The 13579-nt window shown below is 57.7% G+C and carries 12 protein-coding genes, 4 tRNA genes and 1 pseudogene; 2 read left to right on the forward strand and 15 right to left on the reverse strand.

From position 1 onward, the window contains the following. Nucleotides 1–11: 11 nt before the first annotated feature. The 15 genes from rpoB to birA form a co-directional block, all read right to left on the reverse strand. The gene (rpoB, locus tag ACZ5WQ_RS12315) at nucleotides 12–4082 is read right to left on the reverse strand and encodes a DNA-directed RNA polymerase subunit beta (protein ID WP_228247487.1); all 4071 of its coding nucleotides are present in this window, start codon (nucleotides 4080–4082) and stop codon (nucleotides 12–14) included. 217 nt (nucleotides 4083–4299) lie between these two features. Beyond that, nucleotides 4300–4671, reverse strand: a complete 372-nt coding sequence (rplL, locus tag ACZ5WQ_RS12320) for a 50S ribosomal protein L7/L12 (RefSeq protein WP_088278028.1) — start codon at nucleotides 4669–4671, stop codon at nucleotides 4300–4302. Nucleotides 4672–4743: 72 nt separating this feature from the next. Then, nucleotides 4744–5244 (reverse strand): 50S ribosomal protein L10, encoded by a 501-nt coding sequence (rplJ, locus tag ACZ5WQ_RS12325; protein WP_088278026.1) that lies wholly within the window; start codon nucleotides 5242–5244, stop codon nucleotides 4744–4746. Between the two features lie 217 nt (nucleotides 5245–5461). Beyond that, on the reverse strand, nucleotides 5462–6157 hold the full coding sequence (rplA, locus tag ACZ5WQ_RS12330; RefSeq protein WP_088278024.1) for a 50S ribosomal protein L1: 696 nt from the start codon (nucleotides 6155–6157) through the stop codon (nucleotides 5462–5464). Continuing rightward, on the reverse strand, nucleotides 6157–6588 hold the full coding sequence (rplK, locus tag ACZ5WQ_RS12335) for a 50S ribosomal protein L11 (protein ID WP_228247486.1): 432 nt from the start codon (nucleotides 6586–6588) through the stop codon (nucleotides 6157–6159). Before rplK ends, rplA begins: the two co-directional genes overlap by 1 nt. A 118-nt stretch (nucleotides 6589–6706) precedes the next feature. Beyond that, nucleotides 6707–7240, reverse strand: a complete 534-nt coding sequence (gene nusG, locus ACZ5WQ_RS12340; RefSeq protein WP_088278020.1) for a transcription termination/antitermination protein NusG — start codon at nucleotides 7238–7240, stop codon at nucleotides 6707–6709. Nucleotides 7241–7249: 9 nt separating this feature from the next. Beyond that, entirely contained in the window at nucleotides 7250–7618 is a 369-nt protein-coding gene (gene secE / locus ACZ5WQ_RS12345) for a preprotein translocase subunit SecE (RefSeq protein WP_464382397.1), read from the reverse strand. Nucleotides 7619–7656: 38 nt separating this feature from the next. Next, nucleotides 7657–7732: transfer RNA gene (locus tag ACZ5WQ_RS12350), tRNA-Trp, on the reverse strand. Between the two features lie 56 nt (nucleotides 7733–7788). Continuing rightward, complete coding sequence (gene tuf / locus ACZ5WQ_RS12355) at nucleotides 7789–8982, reverse strand: elongation factor Tu (RefSeq protein WP_285677714.1); 1194 nt, start codon at nucleotides 8980–8982, stop codon at nucleotides 7789–7791. Between the two features lie 85 nt (nucleotides 8983–9067). Continuing rightward, a tRNA-Thr gene (locus tag ACZ5WQ_RS12360) sits at nucleotides 9068–9143 on the reverse strand. Nucleotides 9144–9167: 24 nt separating this feature from the next. Further along, a tRNA-Gly gene (locus tag ACZ5WQ_RS12365) sits at nucleotides 9168–9241 on the reverse strand. Between the two features lie 24 nt (nucleotides 9242–9265). Then, nucleotides 9266–9350: transfer RNA gene (locus ACZ5WQ_RS12370), tRNA-Tyr, on the reverse strand. A 133-nt stretch (nucleotides 9351–9483) separates the two neighbouring features. Next, the gene (locus ACZ5WQ_RS12375; RefSeq protein WP_464382398.1) at nucleotides 9484–10161 is read right to left on the reverse strand and encodes an SPOR domain-containing protein; all 678 of its coding nucleotides are present in this window, start codon (nucleotides 10159–10161) and stop codon (nucleotides 9484–9486) included. Next, nucleotides 10161–10910: a type III pantothenate kinase gene (locus tag ACZ5WQ_RS12380; protein ID WP_228247482.1), complete on the reverse strand. Its 750-nt coding sequence runs from the start codon at nucleotides 10908–10910 to the stop codon at nucleotides 10161–10163. The genes ACZ5WQ_RS12375 and ACZ5WQ_RS12380 overlap by 1 nt, the downstream gene beginning before the upstream one ends. Next, nucleotides 10900–11871, reverse strand: a complete 972-nt coding sequence (gene birA, locus ACZ5WQ_RS12385; protein ID WP_285677716.1) for a bifunctional biotin--[acetyl-CoA-carboxylase] ligase/biotin operon repressor BirA — start codon at nucleotides 11869–11871, stop codon at nucleotides 10900–10902. Before birA ends, ACZ5WQ_RS12380 begins: the two co-directional genes overlap by 11 nt. 360 nt (nucleotides 11872–12231) lie before the next feature. Between birA and ACZ5WQ_RS12390 the strand changes: the two are divergent. Together ACZ5WQ_RS12390 and ACZ5WQ_RS12395 are read left to right on the forward strand one after the other, a co-directional pair. Then, nucleotides 12232–12366: pseudogene (locus ACZ5WQ_RS12390) on the forward strand (LysR family transcriptional regulator); the annotation flags it as partial. 90 nt (nucleotides 12367–12456) lie between these two features. Next, nucleotides 12457–13548 (forward strand): IS5 family transposase, encoded by a 1092-nt coding sequence (locus tag ACZ5WQ_RS12395; protein WP_464383627.1) that lies wholly within the window; start codon nucleotides 12457–12459, stop codon nucleotides 13546–13548. Nucleotides 13549–13579: the final 31 nt, after the last annotated feature.

Here is a 13579-nt window from a genome sequence, read left to right on the forward strand (position 1 = left end):
GCAGTTGGTGATTATTCGGATTCCAGTTCGATATCGATACCGAGCGAACGGATTTCCTTGACCAGAACGTTGAAGGACTCAGGCATGCCGGCCTCCATGCGATGGTCTCCGTCCACGATGTTCTTGTACATCTTGGTACGGCCGTTCACGTCGTCCGATTTCACTGTCAGCATTTCCTGCAGGGTGTAGGCAGCGCCGTATGCTTCCAGAGCCCAGACCTCCATCTCCCCGAAACGCTGACCACCAAACTGCGCCTTACCACCCAGCGGCTGCTGGGTTACCAGACTGTAGGAACCGGTGGAACGTGCATGCATCTTGTCATCAACCAGGTGGTTGAGCTTGAGCATGTACATGTAACCAACGGTCACCGGACGGTCGAATGCATTACCGGTACGGCCATCCCACAGACGCATCTGACCGCTGTCCGGCAGATCGGCGAGACGCAGCATGTGCTTGATCTCGCTCTCCGCGGCGCCATCAAATACGGCCGTTGCCATCGGCACACCACCGCGCAGGTTGTTCGCCAGCTCGATGATTTCCTGATCGCTCAGCTCGTCCAGATTCTCCTGACGACCGCCTACCTTGTTGTAGACCTCGTCGAGGAACTTGCGCAGATCAGCAATCTTGCGCTGCTCTTCGAGCATGCGGTTGATCTTCTCCCCCAGCCCCTTGGCGGCCAGGCCCAGGTGGGTTTCGAGGATCTGACCGACGTTCATACGCGACGGAACCCCCAGCGGGTTCAGTACGATGTCGACCGGTGTACCGTTCTCGTCGTGCGGCATATCTTCGATCGGCATGATGACCGAGATAACACCCTTGTTACCGTGACGGCCAGCCATCTTGTCACCCGGCTGGATGCGACGCTTGATTGCCAGGTAAACCTTGACGATCTTGAGTACGCCAGGTGCCAGGTCATCGCCCTGCTGGAGCTTGCGCTTCTTGTCTTCAAACTTCTCGTCGAGCAACTTGCGACGGTCAACCAGATAGGCCTGAGCCAGCTCCAGCTGCTCGTTCAGCGCGTCTTCGCTCATACGCAGCTTGAACCACTGACCACGCTCGATACCAGCAAGGATCTCGGCGTTCAGTGCAGTACCTTTTTTCAGGCCGGCACCACCCTCGACGATCTGACCGTCCAGTGCGGCAGCAAGGCGCTCGAAGGTCGCGGTTTCAACGATACGAAACTCTTCCTGCAGGTCCTTGCGGATCTCGTCGAGCTGCTCCTTCTCGATAGCCAGTGCACGGCTGTCGCGCTCTACGCCGTCACGGGTGAACACCTGAACGTCAATGACGGTGCCCTTGGTGCCGGTCGGCACGCGCAGGGAAGTGTCTTTCACATCAGAGGCTTTTTCACCGAAGATCGCACGCAGCAGCTTTTCTTCCGGGGTCAGCTGGGTCTCGCCCTTCGGCGTCACCTTGCCAACCAGAATGTCGCCCGGGCCCACTTCAGCGCCAACGTAGACGATACCCGCCTCGTCCAGCTTGCCGAGTGCCGCCTCACCCACGTTCGGGATGTCGGAGGTGATCTCCTCAGGCCCAAGCTTGGTGTCACGGGACACACAGGTCAGTTCCTGAATGTGGATAGTGGTAAAGCGGTCTTCCTGTACAACGCGCTCGGACACCAGGATGGAGTCCTCGAAGTTGTAACCGTTCCAGGGCATGAACGCGACGCGCATGTTCTGACCCAGCGCCAGCTCACCCATGTCGACGGAGGAACCGTCAGCAAGGATATCCTTGCGTGCAACCTTGTCACCTTTCTTCACCAGCGGACGCTGGTTGATGCAGGTGTTCTGGTTGGAACGGGTGTACTTGGTCATGACATAGATGTCGACACCCGCTTCGCCAGCTTCAACTTCGTCGTCGTTGACGCGGACAACGATACGGCTGGCGTCGACCGAATCGATCACACCACCGCGGCGCGCGGTAACGCAAACACCGGAGTCGCGAGCAACGTTGCGCTCCATACCGGTACCGACCAGCGGCTTCTCGGCACGCAGGGTTGGAACCGCCTGACGCTGCATGTTCGAGCCCATGAGTGCGCGGTTGGCGTCGTCGTGCTCGAGGAACGGAATCAGCGAGGCAGCCACGGACACAACCTGACGCGGCGAAACGTCCATCAGGGTGACGTCTTCCGGCGCCTTAACGGTAAATTCGTTCATGTGACGAACCGCTACCAGGTCGTCAACCAGCTTGCCGCCCTCGACCTTTGCGCTAGCCTGAGCGATCACGTGGTCCGCTTCTTCGATGGCAGACAGGAATACGATCTCGTCAGTAACGACCGCGTCTTTCACACGACGGTACGGGCTTTCAAGGAAGCCGTACTGGTTGGTGCGCGCGTAAGTTGCAAGCGAGTTGATCAGACCGATGTTCGGACCTTCAGGGGTTTCGATCGGGCATACACGACCGTAGTGGGTCGGGTGTACGTCACGGACTTCGAAGCCTGCACGCTCACGGGTCAGACCGCCCGGGCCAAGAGCCGATACACGACGCTTGTGGGTAATCTCGGACAGCGGGTTGTTCTGGTCCATAAACTGGGACAGCTGGCTGGAACCGAAGAACTCCTTGACTGCGGCAGCGACCGGCTTGGCGTTGATCAGGTCCTGGGGCATCAAGCCTTCGCTTTCGGCCATGGACAGACGTTCCTTGACCGCACGCTCAACACGCACAAGGCCAACGCGGAACTGGTTCTCTGCCATTTCACCAACCGAGCGAATACGGCGGTTACCCAGGTGATCGATATCGTCAACGACGCCTTTGCCGTTACGGATGTCAACCAGAGTCTTCAGCACCTCGACGATGTCTTCCTTGCTGAGAACGCCAGCGCCTTCGATCTCTTCGCGACCGATACGGCGGTTGAATTTCATACGGCCAACAGCAGACAGGTCGTAACGCTCACTGCTGAAGAACAGGTTCGCAAACAGGGTCTCAGCCGCGTCTTTGGTCGGCGGCTCGCCGGGGCGCATCATGCGATAGATTTCGACCAGAGCTTCCAGCTGGGTACTGGTGTTGTCGATACGCAGGGTGTCGGACACAAACGGACCACAGTCGATCTCGTTGGTGTACAGGGTTTCCAGACGGGCAACCTGCGCCTTGGCCAGCTTGAGTACCAGGTCAGCGGTAATCTCGGTGTTGCACTCAACCAGGATTTCGCCGGTAGCCGGGTGCACCACAGGCTTGGCGATGGTACGACCAATCAGATAGTCGAACGGCACTTCCAGGCTGGTGATACCAGCTTTCTCGAGCTGGTTGATGTGGCGCGCGGTAATACGTCGACCTTTTTCGACGATGACCTTGCCCTTGCTGTCCTTGATGTCAAAGGTAGCAATCTCACCACGCAGACGCTGGGGCACCAGTTCGAGCATCAGGTTTTCACCCTGAACCTGGAACACGTTGGTGTCGTAGAACATGTCCAGAATTTCTTCTGTCTGGTAGCCCAGTGCGCGCAACAGAACGCTCGCCGGCAGCTTGCGGCGACGGTCGATACGAACAAAGACACAGTCTTTCGGGTCAAACTCGAAGTCCAGCCAGGAGCCGCGGTAAGGAATCACGCGAGCCGAGTACAGCAGCTTGCCGGAACTGTGCGTCTTGCCACGATCGTGGTCGAAGAACACACCCGGGCTGCGGTGCAGCTGGGAAACGATGACACGCTCGGTACCATTGATGACGAAGGTACCGTTCTCGGTCATCAGGGGGATTTCCCCCATGTAGACTTCCTGCTCCTTGATGTCCTTGATCGCCTTGTTGGACGACTCGCGATCAAAGATGATCAGGCGCACTTTGACGCGCAGCGGTACCGCGAAGGTAACCCCGCGCAACACACATTCCTTTACGTCGAAGGCCGGCTCGCCAAGGCGGTAACCGACGTATTCGAGGGCCGCATTACCGGAATAGCTGATAATGGGGAAAACAGATTTGAAGGCCGCGTGCAGACCGATATCACGGATCTGGCCCTGGCCGGCGTCAGTCTGGAGAAACTCCCGATAGGAGTCCAGCTGAATGGCCAACAGGTAGGGCACATCCATCACATGCGGCAGTTTGCCAAAGTCCTTGCGGATACGTTTTTTCTCAGTATATGAGTAAGCCATCAGCGTTCCCCAGCTTGGTCACCTGCTTGATTGGCCTCCCCGCTTCGCGGGAAAACCTGAAAATGCGTGCAAGCCCTTCGTCTTGCTCACTCCCTCGGAGTGCGGGCGTTGTACGCCAGTTTGGCGTGATACAACGGAAAAAGGCCGGTGGCACACAGGCCACCAGCCATCAATCTGATTGGATAGAACCAGATTGTCGACGCAAGGTCGGGCGAGCTTACTTGAGCTCGACCTTGGCGCCTGCTTCTTCCAGCGCCTTCTTGGCAGCTTCGGCTTCTTCTTTGGAAGCGCCTTCCTTGATGGTGCCCGGAGCGCCGTCAACCAGTGCCTTGGCTTCTTTCAGGCCCAGGCCGGTCAGTTCACGAACAGCCTTAATGACGTTAACTTTCTTCTCACCGGCTTCGGTCAGAACAACGTCAAACTCGGTCTGTTCTTCAGCAGCAGCAGCGCCACCAGCAGCCGGACCGGCTACAACAGCAGCAGCAGCAGAAACGCCGAACTTTTCTTCCATAGCGGCGATCAGTTCAACAACCTGCATTACGGACATTTCGGATACGGCGTTGATGATATCTTCGTTGGTCAGAGCCATGACTCTAAATTCCTGTATTGGGGACGGCGGAGCCGTCGAAAAAAAGCGTTAAAGGGAAACTGAAGGCGCCGATCAGGCAGCTTCGGCTTCCTTCTGATCGCGGACTGCAGCCAGAGTACGAACGAACTTGCTGGTGGCGCCTTGAATAACGCTCATCAGCTGTGCGATTGCTTCGTCGTAAGTCGGCAGAGAAGCCAGCTTGTCGATTTCACCTGCTGCAAGGAAGTTGCCTTCGAACGCAGCTGCTTTGATCTCGAACTTATCCTGATTCTTCGCGAACTCCTTGAACAGACGAGCGGCAGCGCCCGGGTGTTCGTTGGAGAAGGCAATCAGAGTCGGGCCTACGAAAGTTTCATTCAGGCACTCGTACTGAGTACCTTCGATCGCACGACGCAGCAGGGTGTTACGTACAACACGTACGTAAACGCCGGCTTCGCGTGCTTCCTTGCGCAGACCAGTCATAGCAGCAACGGTCACACCGCGGGCATCAGCCACAACGGCAGACAGCGCACCTTTGGCAGCTTCGTTGACTTCAGCGACGATGGCTTTTTTGTCTTCGAGCTTAATTGCCACGGGTTTTACTCCTGGATTTACCATTAACCGCCCTTGCGGGCAGCGTGTTTTGGTGTCTGATCCAGCCTGCACTGAATCGGGAGCACCATCTGCGTAGGCCTGAGGGATCACTCCCGGGGTTTAAGGCTTGCGCCGCCTACGGTCTTGGACAGCCCCCGCCATGCAGGGACCCCAATCAAAGAAGAGCGCACCGTGCATACGGCGCACTCCAACAACATCAGATGTTCAGGGAAGCCTGATCGATCTGTACGCCCGGACCCATGGTGGTGCTCAGGGTTACGCGCTTGATATATACGCCTTTGGAGGTGGACGGCTTGGCCTTTTTCAGGTCAGCCAGCAGCGCCTCGACGTTCTCCTTCAGTGCGGTGGCGTCAAAGCCTACCTTGCCTACGGAGCAGTGAATGATGCCGTTCTTGTCGGTGCGATAACGAACCTGACCAGCCTTGGCGTTCTTCACGGCAGTGGCGACGTCTGCAGCAACGGTACCAACCTTCGGGTTCGGCATCAGGCCGCGCGGACCCAGAACCTGACCCAGCTGACCAACAACGCGCATTGCATCCGGAGAGGCGATAACAACGTCGTAGTTCAGATCGCCAGCCTTCATTTCGGCGGCCAGATCGTCCATACCGACTTTGTCAGCGCCGGCAGCCAGAGCTGCTTCAGCGTTGGCACCCTGGGTGAACACAGCAACGCGCACAGTCTTGCCAGTACCGTTTGGCAGCAGGGTTGCGCCACGTACGACCTGGTCGGATTTACGCGGATCAACGCCCAGATTTACAGCAACGTCGAACGACTCTACAAACTTGACGTTGGATACGTCAGCCAGAACGGCTGCAGCCTCTTCGAAGGTGTAAGCCTTGTTAGCCTGTACCTTTTCGGCAATTGCCTTTTGACGCTTGGACAGCTTAGCCATTACACACCCTCCACGTTAAGGCCCATGCTGCGCGCGGAACCAGCGATGGTGCGCAGGGCAGCTTCCAGATCAGCAGCGGTCAGATCAGCCTCTTTGGCCTTGACGATCTCTTCCAGCTGAGCACGGGTGACGGTACCCACTTTCTGGCTGTTCGGACGCGGAGAACCGCTCTTCAGACCAGCTGCTTTTTTCAGCAGAACGGCTGCAGGGGTGCTCTTGGTTTCAAAAGTAAAGCTACGGTCACTGTAAACAGTAATGATCACCGGAGTCGGCAGACCAGGTTCCATGCCCTGAGTCTTGGCGTTGAACGCCTTGCAGAATTCCATGATATTTACGCCGTGCTGACCCAGAGCCGGACCAACCGGCGGGCTCGGGTTGGCCTGACCGGCCTTGACTTGCAGCTTGATATAAGCCTGAATCTTCTTTGCCATTGTCTTTCTCCGAAGGGTAATAGCGCCTTGCGGCTTCCCGTTTAAAAACAGCCCCTGATACCGACAACAAAGCCCCGCAACGCGCTAGGCGCTGCAGGGCTCAGGAAATCAGGAGAGATCAGCCTTTTTCGACCTGGCCGAACTCTAGCTCCACTGGCGTGGGGCGACCAAAAATAAGAACAGCCACCTGAACACGGCTCTTCTCATAGTTAACTTCTTCAACAACCCCATTGAAGTCAGCAAAGGGACCGTCGGTAACACGAACAACCTCACCGGGCTCAAACAGCGTCTTCGGCTTCGGCTTGTCGGTGCCATCTGCAACGCGACGAAGAATGGCTTCGGCTTCCTTATCAGTGATCGGCGCCGGCTTGTCGGCGGTACCACCAATAAAACCGAGAACTCGCGCAGTATCCTTGACCAGGTGCCATGTTCCCTCGTTCATTTCCATTTGAACAAGCACATACCCCGGGAAGAACTTGCGCTCACTCTTGCGCTTCTGACCATTGCGCATTTCCACCACTTCTTCGGTGGGAACCAGAATCTCGCCGAATTGGTCTTCCATTCCGGCCAGCTTGACACGCTCCTGGAGAGAGCGCATTACATGCTTTTCGAAGCCCGAATAGGCATGCACTACGTACCAACGCTTAGACACGGAGCACCTTTAACCAATGAACTGAGAGACGATCCAACCCAGCAAGCTATCAAGCCCCCAGAGGATCAGGGCCATAACCAGAACCACCGCAACAACGATAATGGTTGTTTGTGTGGTTTCTTGCCGAGTAGGCCAAACGACCTTGCGTATTTCGATACGCGCTTCTTTGAGCAGCGACCAGAACGCCTTGCCCTTGCTTGTCTGCAGTGCAACGAAGCCCGCGACCAGAGCAAGAACAACAAGCGCGATCGCGCGGTACAAAACAGGCTCGGCAGAGAAGTAGGAATCCCCAAAAACACCGACGGAGACAATTAAAGCCACAACAACCCACTTGATCACATCGAAGCGGCTATCGTTAAGCTCTGCCTTAGCACTCATGAATCTTCAAGTCCTGTTTTGGAAGCCAGATTTTAATCTGGCAGGCCAGGAGGGAATCGAACCCCCAACCTGCGGTTTTGGAGACCGCCGCTCTGCCAATTGAGCTACTGGCCTGTAATCGCAGTCGAGCCGGCAATACTACCGGCCCGACAGTTCAAGATCAACCAATATTACTCGATGATCTTGGCTACTACACCGGCGCCAACGGTACGGCCACCTTCGCGAATCGCGAAGCGCAGACCGTCTTCCATTGCGATCGGAGCGATCAGGGTAACGTCCAGCTTGACGTTGTCGCCCGGCATTACCATTTCAACGCCTTCCGGCAGTTCGCAGGAACCGGTCACGTCAGTAGTACGGAAGTAGAACTGCGGACGGTAGCCCTTGAAGAACGGAGTGTGACGACCGCCTTCATCTTTACCCAGCACGTACACTTCAGCTTCGAAGCGAGTGTGCGGAGTGATGGTGCCCGGCTTGGCCAGAACCTGACCACGCTCAACGTCTTCACGCTTGGTACCACGCAGCAGAACACCAACGTTCTCACCGGCACGGCCTTCGTCCAGCAGCTTGCGGAACATTTCAACACCGGTACAGGTGGTCTTGGTAGTCGCCTTGATACCAACGATCTCGACTTCTTCACCAACCTTGACGATACCGCGCTCAACACGACCGGTTACCACGGTGCCGCGACCGGAGATGGAGAATACGTCTTCGATCGGCATCAGGAACGGCTTGTCGATCGCGCGCTCAGGCTCAGGGATGTAGGCATCCAGAGTCTCAACCAGCTTGCGAACGGCAGACGTACCGATTTCGTTGTCGTCTTTACCTTCCAGCGCCATCAGAGCAGAACCGATGATGATCGGAGTGTCGTCACCCGGGAAGTCGTAAGCGCTCAGCAGGTCGCGAACTTCCATCTCGACCAGCTCCAGCAGCTCTTCGTCGTCAACCATGTCGGCCTTGTTCAGGAACACGACAATGTAAGGAACGCCGACCTGACGGGACAGCAGGATGTGCTCGCGAGTCTGCGGCATCGGGCCGTCAGCTGCGGAACAAACCAGGATCGCACCATCCATCTGAGCAGCACCGGTGATCATGTTCTTCACATAGTCGGCGTGGCCAGGGCAGTCAACGTGCGCGTAGTGGCGAGTCGGAGAATCGTACTCTACGTGCGAGGTGTTGATGGTGATACCGCGAGCCTTCTCTTCCGGCGCGTTGTCGATCTGGTCGAACGCACGGGCAGCGCCGCCGTAGGACTCTGCACAAACGCGGGTCAGAGCTGCAGTCAGGGTAGTCTTGCCATGGTCAACGTGACCGATGGTGCCTACGTTCAGGTGCGGTTTGCTACGTTCGAACTTCTCTTTAGCCATCGAGAGATCCCCTATTCGTGAGAGCAATGCGCGTGTCACGCGACCATTAAATAAAAGGCAGATATTCGCATATCTGCCTTGATATTGGAGCTCATGAGCGGATTTGAACCGCTGACCTCACCCTTACCAAGGGTGTGCTCTACCAACTGAGCTACATGAGCTTACAAACCATTACATCGTCAGACTGGAGCGGGTAGCGGGAATCGAACCCGCACCATCAGCTTGGAAGGCTGAGGTTCTACCATTGAACTATACCCGCCAAGTAGCCTGACTACGCGAAATCTGGTGGAGGGGGAAGGATTCGAACCTTCGAAGGCTAAGCCGTCAGATTTACAGTCTGATCCCTTTGACCGCTCGGGAACCCCTCCGTAAAAGAGGCGCCATTTTCATCACTTGGCGACCCTCTGTCAACACTTTTATCAGCAAAAACACTTACTTGAAGATATTTTTTACCGACTGGCCGGAAGTCCGGGACTGCCGAGCCGTGAAGCGGGCGCAATTCTAGGGGATGTTGCGCTCATTGGCAACGGGTGCGCACGATTGATATTGATGCTGCATTGCAGGGAAGTCCTCCCGCAGCTTGAGCAGCAGCTCCGAGCCTACCAGCCTGCGCGCTTCGGGAGCCACCTGGACACTATATTGGCTGCGCAATTTTTCCACTCGCTCGATACGCACGTCGTAACCGTCTGACTGCAACTGAGCCTGTCGGGCGGCCGCATAATCCTCCCGACTGAATACACCTAGAGAGATGTTGCCAGCCAGAGGGCCTTCGGTTATCACAAAGCTATCAATCCCTCGCTCCTGCAGCGACGACAGCTTCGCCAGTGCGCCCGAAGCCCCACCCATTACCGACATTACAAGCCAGTAATCGCTACTGCTGACAATCTCATCCGCTACCACCTCCGCCGTTACGTCCAGCGCAAGCAGCCGCTGAAGCAACTGCGCCGCCTCCTCACGATCTGCAAAGACACCGAGACGAATGCACAGCGCTGCGGGCGAAGTATCGGCACCCAAGAGAGACGCAGGGTGCGAGCTGATCATCGATGACTCGACAAGGGAATCAGGCACCGGCAGAGCCGACACGTCAAGCTCGCGATCAGGTACCAGTTCGCCGCTCTGCAACTGCCAAAGTGCGTACAGAATGTTTAGCAGCAGCAGAAAAAGGAACAGCGAACGCATCAATCAATCTCCATGGGACAAGCCAGCGCCAGCCCATCGAAAACCAGATCGTTGATGATATGGCAGTTTTGCGGCAGCGCTTCGGCCATTCGCTCGGCATCCCCACCGGTCAGAATTACCACCATTTCTTCGCCGAGCGTGTGGCGCGCGACACGAAGCTGCTCGCGAACGAAGCCGACCAGCATAAGATCACAGCCGAACTCCACGGCCTCGGCGGTACTTTCACCCGGCTGCGGCAGCGCAAGATCGCCGCGCAGTGACTGCTCATAGCGGATCAGTCTGGTGTGACGCTTGAGGCTTCCCCTCAGCAGCTTGCTGCCCGGCGCAATGTATCCCCCCAGATGCTGGCCCGCCGCGTTGACAAAATCGACCGTCACCGCGGTTCCCAGATCAATCACGACACAGGCACGGCGACACAGATTGTAGCCGGCCACCAGTGCCAGCCAGCGATCCATTCCGAGTTTGCTGAAATCCGCATAACCATTGCGCACACCCGCCAACTCCTGGGCGCTACGCGCAAGCACCGGATGCAGCTTCAGCCAGCTTGTAAGCTGATCCATTACGACCTGGTTCTCTTCGGCGGAACGAACACTGACCAGCCGGCAGCCGTGGATTTCTCGCTCCTGACCACCCAGCAACCGTTGCAGCTCGACTAGGTCGGGCGCCATATCCCGGTCACGGACGCGCCCCTCCCGATCCAGCAGCCGCCATTTGATCAGGGTATTGCCGCAGTCCAACTCAAGAAGCATGGTTCAACCTCAGACTTACTTCACCACCGCTGATTTCAACGTCACCGCTTTCGGTATGCAGCAGCAGCGCGCCCCGGGCATTGACACCCGCATCCACTCCATAGAGCTCATTACTCCCGGACACCACTTTTACGGCCTTGCCCGCCCATGCGTTACGCGTCATCCATTGCTGCTGGAACGGAGCAAAGCCCTGGCGATGGAAAGCGTCCAGCGCTGGAGCCAAGCGCCGAAGGAGCGCAGCAATCAACTCATTGCGATCCAGCGTCGCATGCTGCCCGGAGCGCAAAAGCGACGTCCATGCCTGATCAATACTGGCCGCAGAGTCGAGTAGCACGTTGACGCCCACGCCAATGACGACAACGGCGTCGCCCGTAAGGTCACCCGAGATTTCGAGAAGAATGCCGGCGAGCTTGGCATTATCAAGCAACACATCATTCGGCCACTTGAGCTGGCAACCTCGGTAGCCGACATCTTCAAGCGCCTGCACAAGACATAATCCGACGAGCAGGCTGAGCCCCTCGAGCCCCGCACCGCCAGCAGAGACAGGCTCGGCCAGGGAGATATAGATATTCTGGGCATACGGACTTGCCCATTGCCGTCCGCGCCGCCCGCGACCAGCCAGCTGCTGCTCCGCCAGCACGATAAGCGGCAGGGGCTGCTGCGGATCCAGAGCGCGCTGCGCCTGCGCGTTGGTTGAGTCAACCTGTTCATGCACAAACCACCGCCAGCGCGCTGCAAGTTCTGCCGGCAGCAATGACTGTATTTTCCCGACATTGAGCATGCTCGCACCGGGAGGCAGCCGATACCCCTTGCCGCGGACGCGCTGTAGCGGATAGCCATCGTCCTCCAGCCGCTTGAGAGCCTTCCAGACTGCAGCGCGACTAACTCCCAGCTCTGAGCCGATAGCCTCGCCGGAGTGAAAGCGGCCGTCGGCTAGCAATTCAAGTATCTCGCTGAGCATGGTTGGCTGTACCTGTGGCAATGAACGGCACATGATACCGTTGGCGGCCGACCGTCGCTATCCTCTCGGCCGACGCGACCAGAATGGACGCCGCAACTCCTCGTGAGCATCTGCGAGACTGATACCCACATCCTTCATCTCTGCCTCAGTCATCGTCGCCAACAGACGGCGCTCGTAGCACCAACGTCGCCAGCCCCCAAGCGCGCGCCTTCCCGCTCGCCACACCAACGCAGCACACCCACCTCGTCCAACACACTTGCACATAAGCATTCCTCCAGATCGCACTGGAGAAATTGTCCCGATCGGCATAGCATCAATCCAACGAATGCTTTTTATGCAAACCATCTTCAGGATTGATGAATGGCCAGTTACCCAACTATCGACAGCGAGCTGCTTCGCACCTTCGTCGCCATTGCAGATCAAGGCGGCTATACCCGAGCAGCGGAACAGGTCAATCGCACGCAATCTGCTGTAAGCATGCAGATGAAACGGCTAGCAGCCTGTTGAAATTCGCCTACGGTCTGTCTGACTTTGCAGTGTAAGGTTTACGATATCGGCTCCAATCTGCCGGGAACCCCGATTTCCATGCGTGGCGCCGATATCACTCAGGAATCCTTGTTCACTGTCGCCAAGCTCGATGACTTCGTGCCAGCGACTCACCCCCTGCGCGCCATCCGCAAGCTGGCAGACACCGCTCTGCAGCGGATGAGCGCCCTGTTTGACACCTTGTATGCCGACACCGGTCGCGCCTCGATCGCCCCCGAGAAGCTGATGCGGGCACAGTTGCTGCAGTTGTTCTACTCGCTGCGCAGCGAGCGGATGCTCATGGAGCAACTGGGCTACAACCTGCTGTTCCGCTGGTTCGTCGGCTTGGCCATCGATGATCCGGTGTGGGATCACTCGGTCTTCTCGAAGAACCGTGACCGTCTCAATGCCCAGGCCGTGGCCACCGAATTTCTGAGCGAGGTGGTGCGCCTGGCAGAGAAGCAGGGGCTGATCTCGGATGAGCACTTCTCAGTCGACGGCACATTGCTGCAAGCCTGGGCCTCTCAGAAGAGTTTCCGGCCCAAGGACGACTCTCCAGACGATCAAGGCCCCGGACCACGCAATGCCCCGCCGGACTTCAAGGGGCACAAGCGCAGCAACGACACCCACGCCTCGACCAGCGATCCGGATGCCCGGCTGTACCGAAAGAGCCACAACACCGGCGCGCAGCTGAGTTACATGGGGCATGTGCTGATGGAACACCGCAGTGGCCTGGTGCGCAGTGCTCATGTGACTCTGGCCGGTGGCCGTGGCGAACGCGAAGCCGCGCTGGCGATGCTGAGCAAGCTGGGTGGTCGCCGTCGCCGCACCTTGGCTGCGGACAAGGCCTACGATACGGCAGACTTCGTGGCCGCCTGTCGGGCACTCGGCGTGACACCGCATGTGGCACAGAACACCAGTGGCCGGCGTAGCGCCATCGACGGCCGTACCACGCGCCATGCTGGCTATGGACTGAGCCTGAAGATTCGCGCCTGGATCGAAACCCACTTCGGCTGGCTCAAGGCGGCGGCAGGCCTGCGCCAGGTGAAGCAACGCGGACTTGAGCGTGTCGACGCGCTGTTCCAGCTGGCCATGGCGGCAAGCAACCTGGTGCGCCTGCCGAAGCTGCTGGCTACAGGCTCAATGGCATGAGCGCGTTGACGGGGAAGGTGCGCCTGGAGCA

The organism is Halopseudomonas sp. T1L2, from assembly GCF_055397385.1.